The sequence below is a fragment of the Micromonospora sp. NPDC048909 genome (assembly GCF_040649635.1).
GTDB lineage: Bacteria > Actinomycetota > Actinomycetes > Mycobacteriales > Micromonosporaceae > Micromonospora.
The window spans coordinates 169,944-184,246 of record NZ_JBEZFU010000009.1; the positions used below are offsets into that span (position 1 = coordinate 169,944).

The window sequence follows — 14,303 nt, forward strand, 5'->3', positions numbered from 1 at the left end:
GGGCCCGGCGGCCGGCTCGTCGGGCGCCGGGAACCAGAGGCCGGCGACCAGGCCGCGCGGCTCGCCCGGACGCATGGTCAGCCGCCCGTCGGAGGCGTCGACCAGCACCGCGGCGATGGTCAGCCCCAGTCCCGCGCCGTCCACGTTCTGCGCGTCCGGCGCCCGCCAGAACCGCTCGGTCGCCTGCCCCAGCTGGCTCTCGGTCATCCCGGGGCCGGTGTCGCGTACCTCCAGCGCGACCCCGCCGTCGCGACGGGCGACGGTCACCGTGACCTCCCCGCCGGCGCCGCTGAACTTGACCGCGTTGTCGATCAGGGCGTCGAGGGCCTGGTCCACGGCGGTCGGCACGGTCCAGGCGTACGTCGGTGCGCCGGAGGTGACCAGTCGAAGCGTGACCGACCGGTGCCGGGCCAACGGCTGCCAGGCGGCCACCCGCGACTCGGCCGCCTCGGCGGCGTCGACGGTGACCCGTTCGTTCTCCTCCCGTTCGGCCCGGGCGAGGGTGAGCAGCGCGTCGAGCACCAGCGCGAGGCGGTCGGTCTCCTCCAGGGCCAGCCGGTGCTCGGTCCGCCCCTGCGGGTCGGTCAGGCTGGGGCCCAACTCCTCCACCCGTAGCCGCAGCGCGGTCAACGGGTTGCGCAGCTGATGGCTGGCGTGCGCGACGAACGCGCGCTGCCGGTCCATCACGTCGGAGACCACGTCGGCCATGTTGTTGAAGCTCGCCGCCAGCCGGCGCAGCTCGGGCGGCCCGAGCTGGTGCTGCACCCGCGCGCCACGGTCGCCCTCGGCGATCTCGTGGGTGACCGCGTCCAGCTCGGTCACCGGGCGTAGCACCCAACCGGCCAGCCCGAACGCGGTCAGCACGCAGGCCAGTACGACCAGCAGGCCGATCCCGGCGAGCAGCAGCCACCAGGTGGTGACCGTGCGGCGTACCGCTGCGGCCGAGGTGACGGTGACGACCGCGCCGAGCACCTCGCCGCCGTCGTTGATCGGCACCGCCACCACGATCGGGCCGTCCACCCAGGGCCACACCGACTCCGGGCCGCTGGACTGCTGGCCGGCCAGGGCGGCGGCCTGCGCCTCGGTGGTACCCACGGCACGCTGCCAGCTCGCCGACGAGACCACGGTGCGCCGGTCCCGGTCGACCACCGCCGCGCCGATGCCATACAGCTCGTCGTAGCTGCGCAGCTCGCTGTCGAGTGGGCCGGGGCCGCCGCCACGCAGCGCCGGCCCGGCGAGCGAGGCGAACCGGGTGGCGTCGGCGAGCCGGTCGGCGCGCACCCGATCGGTCTCCCGGGTCGCCAGGGTGAGAGCGAGCGGGGTCTCCAGCGCGATGAGGACCAGCACCATCAGGAGCAGGTAGCTGATCACGAGCCGACGACGCACCGGCCCCTCCTCACTCGCTCCGCAGCCGGTAGCCGACGCCGCGCACGGTCTCCACCAGGCCGGGGTCGCCCAGTTTGCCCCGCAGCGACCCGACGTGCACCTCGACGGTGTGCCGGTCGGTCCAGGTGGTGCCCCAGGCGTCGAGCAGGATGCGGTCACGGGGCACCGCCACCCCGGGCTGGCGGGCCAGCGAGACCAGGACGTCGAACTCCTTGCGGGTGAGCGCCACCGCGCGGCCGTCGACCGTGACCGTACGGGCCGAGACGTCGATCCGGACCGTACCGGCCTCGATCAGGTTCCGCTCCGGCACGGCGTGCGCGGCGCGGCGCAGCACCGCCTCGATGCGAGCCTGCAGCTCCACCATCGAGAAGGGCTTCACCACGTAGTCGTCCGCGCCGAGCCGCAGGCCGAGCACCCGGTCCCGCTCCTCGCCCCGCGCGGTGACCGCGATGATGCCCAGCTGGCTGCTGCGCCGGCGCAGCTCCCGGCACAGGTCGGTGCCGTCCCCGTCGGGCAGGGTCAGGTCGAGCAGCACCAGGTCGCACGGGGCGGCGGAGAGCGCCGCCCCGACGGTGGCGGCGTGCTCGACCTCGTAGCCCCGCCGGGTGAGCGCGGACAACAGCGCGGCGGCCACCCGACGGTCGTCCTCGACCAGCAGGATCCGCACCCGTGCCCCCCATCCGTCGAACCGTCGTTCTGCGAATGGTGGCAGAAGCGCGGCCCCGGCGGGAGGGCCGCCCGGCTGAGGCTAACCCCCCGCAGCACCCCGACCACCGCATCCGCCCCGCCGCCGGCCTCCCGGCACGGCCCTGCTCGCCCTCTGCCGCACCCCGGTCGGCCCCTCCCCTCGCCCCTGGATCGGCCTCTGCTCGGCCTCTGCTCGCCCCTCCGCCGCCGTTGTTCGTCCCCGGGGGGCTCGCGCCCGGTCGCCCTGCCCCGACTCCGTTGCTGACGTCCTTTGCTCTGCTTCAGCGGGGGCAACAGTGACGGGCCCTGACTGTCGCCTGCGGTGAAGCAGAGCAAAGGGCGGGCGAGATGTCCCGGCCGGAGCCCGGCGGTGGGGGGAATCCGTCGCTTGAAGTCGGGAACTGGGCCGGCGCGGAGGCAACGCGGACCGGCGCAGGGCAGGCGCGGCCGCGCGCTGCGGGTGCCCGGCTCGGTCAGAGGCCGAAGACGTCCTCCGCGGTGGCGTCCCGGACGCCGTCCACGAAGCCCCGGAAGGCCGGGTCCTCGTGGCTGACCGGGACGCTCGTGACGTTCTCCCCGGTGGCCTGGGTGACCGCGTCGACCAGGGGCGGGAAGTCGATCTCGGAGTCGCCGAGAGTGTCGTCGTCCGCCTCGGCCAGGTTGATCACGTGCTGCACGTCGTCCGAGGGGGTGTCGGGATCCTCGGCCCAGTCACCGCCGGCCTGGTAGCACTCGTCGTACAGCGCGCGCTGGCTGTCGGTCCAGTCGTCGTCGTAGCTCGCCATCGCCCATCCCTCCGCGACCCGCTCCACCTGTGAGCATGCCGGCCCGGGGCGGACGGCCGGGCCGGTACCGCCGAAACCGTCCGGAGCGGCCCGCGCCGGCCCGCCCGCGGCCGGACCCCACGTACGCTGCCGAAGTGATCTACAAACTGCTGCCGACCACCGAGTGGGACGACGCCCGGGCGGCCGGGCACCTGGCCGGCTCGGCCGTGGACCGCCAGGACGGCTTCATCCACCTCTCCGGCGCCGACCAGGTGGTGGAGACGGCCCGACGGCACTTCGCCGGGGCCACCGGGCTCACCCTGCTCACCGTGGACCCGGATCGACTCGGGGATCGGCTGCGCTGGGAGCCGTCGCGCGGCGGGCAGCTCTTTCCGCACCTGTACGGTCCGCTGCCGGTGGCCGCCGTGGTCGCGGCCGCGGCGCTGCCGGCGGACACCCCGGTCGCCGAGGCGGTGGCCGCCCTGCTGGGCTGACCACCGCCGGGCGGGTGGATCAGCGGCAGAGCCGGGCGATCTCCTCCTGGAACCGGTCCATCGGGTTGGCCTCGGCCGGACCCAGCAGGTAGGTCTTCAGCTCCCGGCGGGCCTCGGTCATCGGGTCGTCCCCGGCCCGGGTCACCGCGACGATCTTCTCCAGCTCGCCGCAGTCCACCGAGAGCAGGTACGCCGCCCGCGAGGTCGGGTACTCCCGGCGGAACTCGTCCTCCGGCAGCCCGCCCGGGTTGGCCACCACGTACGGCCGCTGGCTCTGCACGAAGTCCGAGACCACACTGGACACGTCACTGATCAGCAGGTCGGTCTGGTTGAAGCAGTCGAAGAGCGCCGGCACGCGGCCGGTCACCACGAGGTGCCGGGTACCGTCCAGCGAGCTCGCGTCGGTGTCCCCACCGGCGGCCCGGATCCGCTCCACGATCCGGTCGTGCACCGCCTTGGCCTCCTTGGACCGGGAGCCGGTCAGCGGGTGCGGCTTGTAGATGAGCCGGACTCCCGGCGTGGTGGCCAGCAGCCCCTTGACGATCCGCTCGCCCATCAGCACCAGCGAGGTGTGGTACGGGTCGTCGTCGAGCCACCCCTCCCAGGTGGGCGCGTAGAGCACGGTGAACTGCCGGTCGATCGACTCGGCGCCGAAGGTGTGCACACCGGCGAGCTGCGGGCGTCCGATCTCGACGATGTCGGAGTCGAGCACGCCCACCCCGGCCCGCGCGTACCGCTCACGGCCGGCGAGGCCGGCGACCCAGACCTCGTCGTACACCTTGCTGTAGGGGTTGACGCTGGCCTGCTTGTCGCTGTCGCCGTGACCGACGAAGACATGCTTCATGCCCGGCTCCCGGAGCATGTGGATGTTCGCTCCGACGTTCGCGGCGTAGAGCGCCGCCCGCACGCTGCCCAGCTCGAGGTTCATGAAGTCCACCCCGGCCGGTACGCAGATCACCGGCAGTCGGGTGTCGGCGAGTTCGAGGAACGCCTCCCGGCTGCGCATCAGCACCACCGCGCGCTGGCCGAGCGCCTCGGTCGGAGCGAGCCACATGTTCGCCTGGTAGACGTCCTTGGCCGGCCCGGCGAAGTAGAGCGCCACCTCGGGGCGGTGCGTGTCCAGCCAGCGCTGCACGGCGGGCAGCAGCGGGCCCTGCCCGCTGCCCCGGCCCCGCAGCCAGGTGAGCGCGACGACGGCGCCGACGACCGCGGTGGCGGCCAGCGCCACCGCACCGGCGACGAAGAACGGGGTCACGTCGTCCTGCACGGCGGCGGCCACCGCGGCCGGCACCAGCAGCACGTTCATCAGGGGCATCCGGTCGCCGGCGACGGCCGCGGCCCAGGCCGGCGGGCGGGGGGCCGACTTCATCGGGCCCAGCTCGATGTTGCGGACCAGCGCCGAGACCGGGTTACGTCGGTCGATCATCGTGGAGAGCGCGCCGGCGAAGACCGAGATCACCCAGACCGCTGCGGGCAGCAACAGCAGCAGCGTCAACTCGGCGCCGCTGAGCGCCACCTCCACGGTCACCAGCAGCACGGCCGCGAGGTCCCGGGTCAGCTGCCGGTACGACCCGTGCAGGCCGACCTTCTCCAGCAGTGTCGCCGACGCCGGCGACCAGCGGGCCAGGGCGAACTCGCCGAGAACGGCGGCCAGCCCGGCGACGGCGAAGACGGCGACCCAGCCCAGGGCGCCGGCAACGAGCATGACCAGGTAGGACAGCACCAGCAGCGCGCCGCGAGCGGCCACCCCGATCCGTCCTGTCAACGTGCCGAACAACGAGTACGCTCCCCTAGAAGATCGACGACGGGCCCGGTTCTGATCGATCACGAGCCGCCCGCAGGTGACTGCGACCTTAACGCGAAGGGACAGCCGGGCGTCGCTCGGGTATCCCGCCCCATACCGGTCAAAGACGGCCAACGCCGCCTCCAGTGTGGCCGGAGGCGGCGAGCCGAATTCAGCCGTCGCGCCGGAAGCAGGTCACCGCCCCCGGCGCCCGACGCTTGGCGAACTCCGTGTAGCCGAGCTGCGGAGCCACCTCCCGGGCGTAGGTGTTGCCGTTGTAGACACAGATGGTCCCGACATCCAGCCGCTGCAGTGCCGGTTCCAGCTCGGCCCGGGTGGGCTGCGTCCGTCCGTCGGCGAACCGGGACAGCAGCAGCCGGTCCTTGGCGAAGTCGGAGTTCAGGTCGTACTCGACCAGGTAGAAGTCGCGGGGCAGGACGACCCGGACCCGGCTGCTGACGACGAGCGAGGTCCGCATGATCACCGACGGGGCGAGGACCAGCCCGTCCGGTCGGTCCAGGTCCTTGATCCAGAAGGCGATCCCCTGTCGCTGCTGCGGCAGCTTCCAGGTGGGCCGGTCGTGCACCTCCACCCAGCTCTGCGGCGACCACATCGGGGTGGCGAAGAGGGCGAACGAGGCGACCATCGCGCCGGCGATGCCGACGCTCGCCACCCGGCGCAGCGCCCGCGCCGGCGCGGGCACGTCGACCGTGCAGAGCAACCCGATCAGCGTCGGCAGGGCGAGCAGCCACGGCACCCGCCAGAGCACCACGGAGATGCCGCTGACCGCGCTCAACGCCTCGAGCACGCCCGGGATGAGCAGCACGCTGAGCGCCAGGGTGGCGCCGGCCGCGAGCAGCGCGGGGGTCCGTCGCCGGGCCAGCAGCGGGCCGCACCAGAGCGCCAGGCCGCAGACCACCCCGACCACGCCGACCATCAGCGTGCGCCGGTAGGTGTACTCGGCGTCGAAGAAGGCGGCGTCCGCGCCGGTGGCGGCCACGGCGGGGAACACCAGCTGGGAGACGACCACCGAGCCGACCGGGTACGCCACCGCGGCGGCGCCGGCGATCAGCGCGTCCTTCCAGCGACCGACCAGCAGCATGGCGAAGGCGCCGGCCCCGGCCAGCATCGGCAGGATGATGGCGGCGGTCGTGGTGAGGCCGACCGCGGTGATCGAGAGCGCCACGACGAGCAGCAGGCTGCGGCGCGACCGGGTGTCGAACCACTCGGTCAGGTAGAGCCACATCAGCGGGATGACCGCCGAGACGAACATGCCCTTGCCCTCGTAGAGCCGGGGCAGGTGGAAGGTCCCGAGCGCGGCGTCGCCACCGGCGACCAGGTAGAGGAAGGCGACCGCCACCGTGAAGGCGAGCATCGGCCGGCGCGGCGCCCACCGGTGCACCAGCCGCCAGAGCGCCAGGATCGCGAGCACCGCCATGATCGGCAGCAGCACGTACCAGGTCGCCGAGGCGGCGTGGATGCCGATGACGCGGGCGAGCGCGCCGGCGAACACCTCGATCGAGGCGATCGGCGGCTGGGAGCCCATCGCGTGCGCGACGTTCTCGGTGAAGAGGAAGTCCCGCAGCGGCACGATGTCACGCTCGGCGACCCAGACCGACTTGCCGACGTAGTAGACGTCGTCGGGGGTGTTGCGGGCCAGGAAGAACGAGGAGATCGCGACCAGCCCGGAGATGACCAGCGCGTACGTCGACTGGAGCGTGGTGGGCGCGGGGGCGGCCGGGACCGGCTGCGGGGTGGCCAGCCAGGAGCGGCGCAGCAGCAGCATGCCGCCGACCGCGGCGACCGCGCCGGCCGCCGCCGGGATCCACCAGGAGATGCCGTCCCCGGCGCTGACGCCGGCCAGCCCGGCGGTGACCGCGGCGACGGCCGCGGCGACCAGCACCACGGCCAGCCAGCGGCGCGGGAGTGGGGCCGGCGACGCGGCGGCCGGCGAGTCGGCGGCCGGAGCGGCGGCGGACACCGCCCGGCGGCGGGCCCGCAGCAGCGCCACGGCGGCGACCAGCACGCAGCCGACCAGCCAGATCTTGAAGGTCACCGACGGGGCCAGGCTGAAGATGAAGGCGGCGTGGTAGAGCACCGTCCAGAGCGCGAAGGCCAGCACCGCGGCGTCGGTGAGCAGGGCCGGTGCGGCCGCGATCCCGGTACTGACCAGTCGGGTCAGACCCTGCCGCGGCACGGCGCTCGGGCCCGTTCCGGGCTCCGCCGACGCGGGCGTCACAACAGCGTCCTTGACTTGCGTCACGAGCCGTCCTTGTCGTCGTTCCGTAGGCGCTCAGGGTCGGACTTCCCTGGCATCGACACGGAGGGTGTCCGGATGGGCGGGTGCAGCCTACCGGTTCCGTCCGCGCGTGTTCGTCCTGCGGCGGCCGGCCGGCAACCGGAAATTCACGTCCCCACCGCAGTCTCCCGCTGGTGCGGCACACCGCTCTTCGCGCCGAGACCGACGGCGACCGCCTCGACCAGGTTGTCCAGGTAGCTGTCGGTGAGTGCGGTGCGCGCCACGGCGAGCCGCCAGTAGAGCGGCCCGACGATCAGGTCGACGGCGACCTCCGGGTCGGCGTCGGCGGGCAACTCGCCGCGCTGCACGGCCCGGCGGACCAACTGGCCGCCGATCTCCTGCTGGCGGGCCCGGAGCACCTGCTGGAGGGTCTGGTCGATGGTGGGGTTGCGGGCGGCCTCGGCGAGCAGGTCGGGGATGATCTGCGAGGCCAGCGGGTGGCGCAGCGCGCGCGACACCACCTGGAAGAGCAGCGCGAGGTCGCCGCGGAGACTGCCGGTGTCCAGCGCCGGCACCTTGCCCTGCGCCGCCGCCGCGACGATCTCCAGCACCAGGTCGGGCTTCGAACTCCACCGCCGGTAGATCGCGGTCTTGCTCACACCGGCCCGGCGGGCCACCGCCTCGATGGAGAGCCGGCCGTAGCCGACCGCGGCCAGCTCCTGCATCAACGCGCGGCGGATGGCCGTGGTGATGTCGTCGCGGAGCACCGCCGCGCCGGCCGGCGCGCGCCTCTTCTCGGTCGTCACCTGGGACTCTTTCCGCACGTCACGGCGACCAGAGTAGCGCAACGACGGTACGGTTGCGTCCCGACGTGTTTCGGACTAGTGTCCACGCAGCGACGAGGCGGCGCTCCCCCGCACGCGGCCACGTCCGACACCATCGTCGCGCGCATCCCGTTGAACCGAAAGATCGGAGCGCCAAATCCATGGCCAACACCGCGCTGGCCGATCCCGACTCCGGCCTCACCCAGGCGCAGCTGGCCGCCCGCTACGGACTGCGGGTCGCCGACGAGCCGCCGTCCCTGGGCGAGTACAGCCGGCGACTCTGGCACTACCGGCACTTCATCGCCACGTACGCGAACGCGAAGCTGGTCGCCTCGTTCAGCAACGCCAAGCTGGGGCAGCTCTGGCAGGTGCTCACCCCGCTGACCAACGCGGCGGTCTACTACCTGATCTTCGGCCTGGTGCTGGAGCAGAAGAGCATCCCGAACTTCATCGCGTACCTCTGCACCGGGCTGTTCATCTTCAACTTCACCCAGACCGCGGCGCAGAACGGCACGACGGCGATCAGCGGCAACCTGGGGCTGATCCGGGCGCTGCACTTTCCCCGGGCCAGCCTGCCGCTGGCGGTCACGGTCACCCAGTTCCAGCAGCTGCTCGGCTCGCTGGTGGTGCTGATCGCGATCGTCCTGGTGACCGGCGAGCCGATCACCTTCGCCTGGCTGCTGCTGGTGCCGGCGATCCTGCTCCAGACGGTCTTCAACGCCGGGCTCACCATGGCGGTGGCCCGGATGGGCGCGAAGCTGGCCGACCTGCGGCAGGTCATGCCCTTCGTGCTGCGCGCCTGGATGTACGGCTCCGGCGTGCTCTACAGCGTCACCCTCTTCGAGGAGAACCTGCCCGGCTGGGCCACCCGGCTGGTCGAGTTCAACCCGATGCTGGTCTACATCGAGCTGGCTCGGGTGGCGTTGCTGGAGGAGGCGCCGGTGCTCAACTCGTCCCTGCCCCAGCTCTGGTTGGTCGCCACGGGCTGGGCGATCGTGATGGGCGTCGGGGGTTACCTCTACTTCTGGCGCGGCGAACAGGAGTACGGCCGTGGTTGACCAGTACGAGGCGTCGAACGACGCGACGGTGACGCTGCCCCAGGTGCGGGAGCGGATCCCCACGGTGGTGGTGGACGACGCGCACGTGATCTACCGGGTGCACAAGGGCGCCGGCGGCGGCACCAGCCCGGTGGCGGCGCTGCGCCGGATCGTCACCCGCACCTCCGCGCCGGAGATCCGGGAGGTGCACGCGGTGAAGGGGGTCAGCTTCACCGCGTACCGGGGCGAGGCGATCGGCCTGATCGGCAGCAACGGCTCGGGCAAGTCGACGCTGCTGCGGGCCATCGCCGGCCTGTTGCCGGTGAACCGGGGCGCGGTCTTCACCCAGGGCCAGCCCTCGCTGCTCGGGGTGAACGCGGCGCTGCTCAACGACCTCTCCGGCGAGCGCAACGTGACACTGGGCTGCCTGGCGATGGGGATGTCCCCGGCCGAGGTGCAGCGGGAGGCCCCGGGGATCATCGAGTTCTCCGGGATCAACGAGCGGGGCGACTTCGCCTCGCTTCCGATGCGCACGTACTCGTCGGGCATGGCCGCCCGGCTGCGCTTCTCGATCGCGGCGGCGAAGAAGCACGACGTGCTGCTGATCGACGAGGCGCTCGCCACCGGCGACAAGGGTTTCCGCAAGCGCAGCGAGCAGCGGGTGCGCGAGCTGCGCGAGGGCGCCGGGACGGTGTTCCTGGTCAGCCACCAGCTCTCCTCGGTGCGGGACACCTGCGAACGGACGATCTGGCTGGAATCGGGCGTGCTGCGGATGGACGGGCCGACCGACGAGGTGATCCGGGCCTACGAGGCGTTCGCCAACCGCAAGTGACCTGGGCGGCGGGCCGGACGCACCCGACACGGGTGCCGTCCGGCCCGCCGCGGCATTGGGGCGGGGCGCGTCGCGCGTTAAGGTTCATCCGGTCGCCGCCTGGGCGGAACCTTTCGTTAACCCCCCCCGGAAGTGAGGATCGGCAATGACGCAGGACCACACCACTGGCCCGGACGCCGCACCGGAGAACCCGGCGCCATGGCGGCCCTCGCGGACAGTGGCGGTGGTGCTGGCCGGCGGCACCGGGACGCGGCTCGGGCTCGGCATCCCCAAGCAGCTGCTGAAGATCGCCGGTAAGCCGATCATCGAGCACACCCTGGCCGTCTTCGAGGCCGCCCCGGAGATCGACGAGATCATCGTGCTGATGGCCACCGGGCACGTCCCCGACGCCCAGCAGATCGTCGACAAGGCCGGCTTCCGCAAGGTCACCAAGGTGATCGAGGGCGGCGACACCCGCAACGCCACCACCCGCATCGCGCTGGACGCGGTCGGCGAGGGCGACTGCAACATCCTCTTCCACGACGCGGTGCGGCCCCTGCTCAGCGGCCGGATCGTCCGTGAGTGCGTGAACGCGCTCTGGAGCTACTCCGCGGTCGACGTGGCCATCCCGTCGGCGGACACGATCATCCAGGTCGACGAGAACGAGTGCATCACCGACATCCCGGTGCGCTCCTCGCTGCGCCGCGGCCAGACCCCGCAGGCGTTCCGCTCCGGCACCATCCGGGAGGCCTACCGGCGCGCCGAGGGCGACCCGAACTTCGCCGCCACCGACGACTGCGGCGTGGTGCTTCGCTACCTGCCCGGCACGCCGATCAAGGTGATCGACGGCTCGGACGAGAACATCAAGGTCACCCACCCGGTCGACGTGCACCTCGCGGACAAGCTCTTCCAGCTCGCCGCCGCGCAGGCCCCCCGGGTCACCGACCACCGCAGCTACACCGAGGAGTTGACCGGCCGGACGATCGTGATCTTCGGTGGCAGCTACGGCATCGGCCACGACCTGGCCGAGCTGGCCCGCCGCTACGGCGCGCAGGTCTTCCCGTTCAGCCGCTCCAGCACCGGCACCCACGTGGAGCGCACCGAGGACGTCGAGGCGGCGCTGAAGAGCGCCTTCGAGGCGACCGGCCGGATCGACCACGTGGTGGTCACCGCCGGCATCCTGGAGAAGGGCGCCCTGACCGAGATGGACGAGGAGACCATGGACCGGGTGCTCCAGGTCAACTTCGTCGGGCCGGTCATCGCCGCCCGCCAGTCGCTGCCCTACCTGCAGCAGACCAAGGGCCAGCTGCTGCTCTACACCTCCAGCTCCTACACCCGGGGCCGGGCCCAGTACGCCCTCTACTCCTCCACCAAGGCGGCGCTGGTCAACCTCACCCAGGCGCTCTCCGACGAGTGGGCGGAGTTCGGCGTACGGGTCAACTGCATCAACCCCGAGCGGACCGCGACCCCGATGCGCACCAAGGCGTTCGGCGAGGAGCCGGAGCACACCCTGCTCGCCGCCGAGACCGTCGCCCAGGCCTCGCTCGACGTGCTGATCTCGGAGCTCACGGGGCAGGTCATCGACGTACGCCGGGCGCCGGGTGAGGCGCCGGCGGTGCCGGCCCAGCCGACGCCGGCCGAGGCGGACGCCGCCACGGCGAGCGTCGGCTGACGGCCGACGACTGCTGACCGGGACGGCGGTGAACGGAGCGACATGCGTGGTGACCTGGTCCGGAAGCTGATCGCACGGTGCCTGAGCATCGGGCTGGCCGTGCTGGCCTTCCTGGTCGTGGCCCTGACCGGGGCGACCGGCTGGGGGCTGGCGCTGGCGGTGGCCGCCCTCGGCGCGGCCGCCGTGGAACGGCGGATCCGCCCGAGCGCGGACACCGCCGCCGAGACGACGCTGATCGCCGCCGCCGTCCTGGTCGGGTACGCCCGTCGGCTGGACGCCGGTTTCGACCCCGCGCTGGCCGCCACGGCCCTGGTGCTGCTGGGGCTGGTGCTGCTGGTCGGGCCGCTGCGGCAGGCCGGCAACCTGGAGATCCGGGCGGCGAACCTGCCGGTGCGGTCCTGGGCTCCGCTGGTCGCCACGCACCTCGGCGGCGCGCTGCTCGGGCTGCTCGCCGTGCTCGCGCTGAGCGCCGCGGCGACCCTGCCGGCCCTGGTCGCCCTCGCGGTGACCCTGCTGGTCGGCGCGGGCGCCGGGGCGGTCGCGCTGGACCTGGCCCGGCGGCGGTTCCGTCCGCCGGCCGGCGGCGGGGCGGTGGGCCGGGCGCTGCGCCGGCACCAGCCGGAGTTCGTGCTGCACTTCTCCGCCCCGCCCGGTTCGGAGTACCAGGTCACCATGTGGCTGCCGTACCTGCAGCGGATCGGCCGGCCGTTCCTGGTGCTGGTGCGCGAGCCGGAGTTCCTGGCCCCGGTCGCCGCGGCCACCACCGCCCCGGTCGTCTACTGCCCCACCCTGCGGGCTATGGACGAGGTGCTGGTGCCGAGCCTGAAGGTGGCCTTCTACGTCAACCACGGCGCGAAGAACGCCCACCTCATCCGGTTCACCCAGCTGACCCACGTGCAGCTGCACCACGGCGACAGCGACAAGGCGCCGAGCGCCAACCCGGTCTCCGCGATCTTCGACCGGATCTTCGTGGCCGGGCCGGCGGCGATCGACCGGTACGCCCGGGCCGGGGTGGACATCCCGGCGGAGAAGTTCGTGGTGGTGGGCCGCCCGCAGGTCGAGTCGATCGAGGTACGCCCGGAGCCGTTGCCCGCCGAGGCGCCCCGGACGGTGCTCTACACCCCGACCTGGACCGGGCACCACGCGGACGCGGACTACTGCTCGCTGCCGGTGGCCGAGGCGCTGCTGCGGCGGCTGCTCGACCGGGGCGCGACGGTCATCCTGCGCGCCCACCCGTACACCGCGCAGAACCCGGCCTCGGCCCGGCAGCTGGGCCGGCTGACCGAGCTGCTGTCGGCGGATCGGGCGCGGACCGGGCGGCCGCACATCTGGGGCGCCGCCGCGAGCCGAGAGCTGAGCCTGGTGCAGTGCGTGAACCGCTCCGACGCGTTGATCTCCGACGTCTCCGGGGTGATCTCGGACTACCTCTACTCGGGCAAGCCGTTCGCGGTGACCGACATGGGCGGCGAGGGCGACCGGTTCACCGAGCGGTTCCCGCTGGCCGGCGCGGGCTACGTGCTGCGCCGGGACATGGCCAACCTGGACGACATGCTGGACCGGCTGCTCGGCGCCGACCCGATGGCGCCGGAGCGCTGGGTGACCCGGCGGCGCTACCTCGGTGACTTCCCCGCCGAGTCGTACGCAGACGCGTTCCTGGACGCCGCCCGGCGGGAGCTGGAGCCGGGCTGGAGCCCGCCGTCCCCGCGCGCCGGGCTGCCGGTCGAGCCGGAGGCGCTGCCGCTGTCCCCCACCGCCTGAGCCGCCGGCACACGCCCGTCGGGCGGCTCAGCGGTACGGGTCGGCCAACGCCAGCACCGCGGCCGGATCCTCGACGTGGGCGTTGTGGCCGAGCCCGGGCAGCGTGGCGACCGGCACCCCCAGCTCCTTGAGCTGCGCGTCGGTGACCATCGGGTCGTTTTCACCCCGGGCGAGCAGCACCGGCACGTCGGTCCCGGCCAGCAGGGCGGGCAGGTCCGGCCTGCCCACCGCGAAGGCCCCCGGGTCCATGGCCAGCCGCCAGCGACCGTCGACCTGGCGCAGCCCGGCCTCGGTCACTGGGTGGTCCGGCGGCAGCAGCCCGGCCAGCCCGGAGACCCGCAGGTAGCGGCGGGCCGCCTCGTCCCGGCTGGCGAACCAGGTGACCGGTCGGGTCGCCAGCTCGCCGGCCTTGTCCAGCTCGGCCTCGGACCAGACGGCCTTGATGCCGAGCCCGATCACCGCGTCCACGGGCAGCCCGGTGGCCCGGGCGGCCAGCGCCAGCCCGACCACGCCGCCCAACGAGTGCCCCAGCACGACCAACCGGTCGCCCGGCGCCAGCGCGGCGGCGACCCGCTCGGCCAGCGCGCCGAAGGAGTACGCCGGCAGCGGCGGTGACCAGCCGTGCCCAGCGAGGTCCGGTGCGAGCCACCGTCCCGCCCACCGGCTCTCCAGCAGCGGCGCCCAGGGCAGCCACACCTCGCCGGTGGCGCCCAGCCCGTGCAGCAGCAGCAGGACGGGCTGGCGGTCGGCGCGGGTACCGGTGTCATCGACCATGGTCCGCAGTGTGCCACCGGCCCGGCTGCCGGGCGAGTGTCCGGTCGGCGGACGACAGCCGGAGGTAGCGGATC

The 14,303-nt window shown here is 73.2% G+C and carries 11 protein-coding genes and 1 pseudogene; 5 read left to right on the forward strand and 7 right to left on the reverse strand.

Going from position 1 to position 14,303, the window contains the following annotated elements:
- Positions 1-24: 24 nt before the first annotated feature.
- From AB0C04_RS23655 to AB0C04_RS23665, 3 genes and pseudogenes are all read right to left on the reverse strand, one after another.
- Positions 25-1,386 (reverse strand): annotated as a pseudogene (locus AB0C04_RS23655) (HAMP domain-containing sensor histidine kinase); the annotation flags it as partial.
- A 10-nt stretch (positions 1,387-1,396) separates the two neighbouring features.
- Positions 1,397-2,053 carry a response regulator transcription factor gene (locus AB0C04_RS23660; RefSeq protein WP_350873131.1) on the reverse strand — a complete coding sequence of 219 codons (657 nt, stop codon included), beginning with the start codon at positions 2,051-2,053 and terminating at the stop codon, positions 1,397-1,399.
- 493 nt (positions 2,054-2,546) lie between these two features.
- On the reverse strand, positions 2,547-2,858 hold the full coding sequence (locus AB0C04_RS23665) for a hypothetical protein (RefSeq protein ID WP_357058105.1): 312 nt from the start codon (positions 2,856-2,858) through the stop codon (positions 2,547-2,549).
- 134 nt (positions 2,859-2,992) lie between these two features.
- Between AB0C04_RS23665 and AB0C04_RS23670 the strand changes: the two genes are divergently transcribed.
- Positions 2,993-3,331, forward strand: a complete 339-nt coding sequence (locus AB0C04_RS23670) for a DUF952 domain-containing protein (protein ID WP_357058107.1) — start codon at positions 2,993-2,995, stop codon at positions 3,329-3,331.
- A 19-nt stretch (positions 3,332-3,350) separates the two neighbouring features.
- On the opposite strand, the gene AB0C04_RS23675 is transcribed toward AB0C04_RS23670, so the two are convergent.
- The 3 genes from AB0C04_RS23675 to AB0C04_RS23685 form a co-directional block, all read right to left on the reverse strand.
- Positions 3,351-5,108: a CDP-glycerol glycerophosphotransferase family protein gene (locus AB0C04_RS23675; RefSeq protein ID WP_357058109.1), complete on the reverse strand. Its 1,758-nt coding sequence runs from the start codon at positions 5,106-5,108 to the stop codon at positions 3,351-3,353.
- A gap of 178 nt (positions 5,109-5,286) precedes the next feature.
- On the reverse strand, positions 5,287-7,377 hold the full coding sequence (locus AB0C04_RS23680; RefSeq protein ID WP_357058111.1) for a DUF6077 domain-containing protein: 2,091 nt from the start codon (positions 7,375-7,377) through the stop codon (positions 5,287-5,289).
- Between the two features lie 143 nt (positions 7,378-7,520).
- Positions 7,521-8,120 carry a TetR/AcrR family transcriptional regulator gene (locus tag AB0C04_RS23685; protein WP_357058270.1) on the reverse strand — a complete coding sequence of 200 codons (600 nt, stop codon included), beginning with the start codon at positions 8,118-8,120 and terminating at the stop codon, positions 7,521-7,523.
- 218 nt (positions 8,121-8,338) lie between these two features.
- Between AB0C04_RS23685 and AB0C04_RS23690 the strand changes: the two genes are divergently transcribed.
- From AB0C04_RS23690 to AB0C04_RS23705, 4 genes are all read left to right on the forward strand, one after another.
- On the forward strand, positions 8,339-9,235 hold the full coding sequence (locus AB0C04_RS23690) for an ABC transporter permease (protein WP_350873136.1): 897 nt from the start codon (positions 8,339-8,341) through the stop codon (positions 9,233-9,235).
- Positions 9,228-10,046 carry an ABC transporter ATP-binding protein gene (locus AB0C04_RS23695; RefSeq protein WP_350873137.1) on the forward strand — a complete coding sequence of 273 codons (819 nt, stop codon included), beginning with the start codon at positions 9,228-9,230 and terminating at the stop codon, positions 10,044-10,046. The genes AB0C04_RS23690 and AB0C04_RS23695 overlap by 8 nt, the downstream gene beginning before the upstream one ends.
- A 145-nt stretch (positions 10,047-10,191) precedes the next feature.
- The gene (locus tag AB0C04_RS23700; RefSeq protein ID WP_357058114.1) at positions 10,192-11,697 is read left to right on the forward strand and encodes a bifunctional cytidylyltransferase/SDR family oxidoreductase; all 1,506 of its coding nucleotides are present in this window, start codon (positions 10,192-10,194) and stop codon (positions 11,695-11,697) included.
- 42 nt (positions 11,698-11,739) lie between these two features.
- On the forward strand, positions 11,740-13,455 hold the full coding sequence (locus tag AB0C04_RS23705; RefSeq protein ID WP_357058116.1) for a CDP-glycerol glycerophosphotransferase family protein: 1,716 nt from the start codon (positions 11,740-11,742) through the stop codon (positions 13,453-13,455).
- A 27-nt stretch (positions 13,456-13,482) separates the two neighbouring features.
- Here the strand turns inward: AB0C04_RS23705 and AB0C04_RS23710 are convergent, their stop codons facing one another.
- On the reverse strand, positions 13,483-14,229 hold the full coding sequence (locus AB0C04_RS23710; protein WP_357058118.1) for an alpha/beta fold hydrolase: 747 nt from the start codon (positions 14,227-14,229) through the stop codon (positions 13,483-13,485).
- Positions 14,230-14,303 lie beyond the last annotated feature (74 nt).

Bases quoted from the DNA above. Each gene is read 5' to 3' on its own strand.
- AB0C04_RS23665 (WP_357058105.1), bottom strand. From the start codon at position 2,858: ATGGCGAGCTACGACGACGACTGGACCGACAGCCAGCGCGCGCTGTAC.
- AB0C04_RS23705 (WP_357058116.1), top strand. From the start codon at position 11,740: ATGCGTGGTGACCTGGTCCGGAAGCTGATCGCACGGTGCCTGAGCATC.
- AB0C04_RS23700 (WP_357058114.1), top strand. From the start codon at position 10,192: ATGACGCAGGACCACACCACTGGCCCGGACGCCGCACCGGAGAACCCG.
- AB0C04_RS23690 (WP_350873136.1), top strand. From the start codon at position 8,339: ATGGCCAACACCGCGCTGGCCGATCCCGACTCCGGCCTCACCCAGGCG.
- AB0C04_RS23710 (WP_357058118.1), bottom strand. From the start codon at position 14,229: ATGGTCGATGACACCGGTACCCGCGCCGACCGCCAGCCCGTCCTGCTG.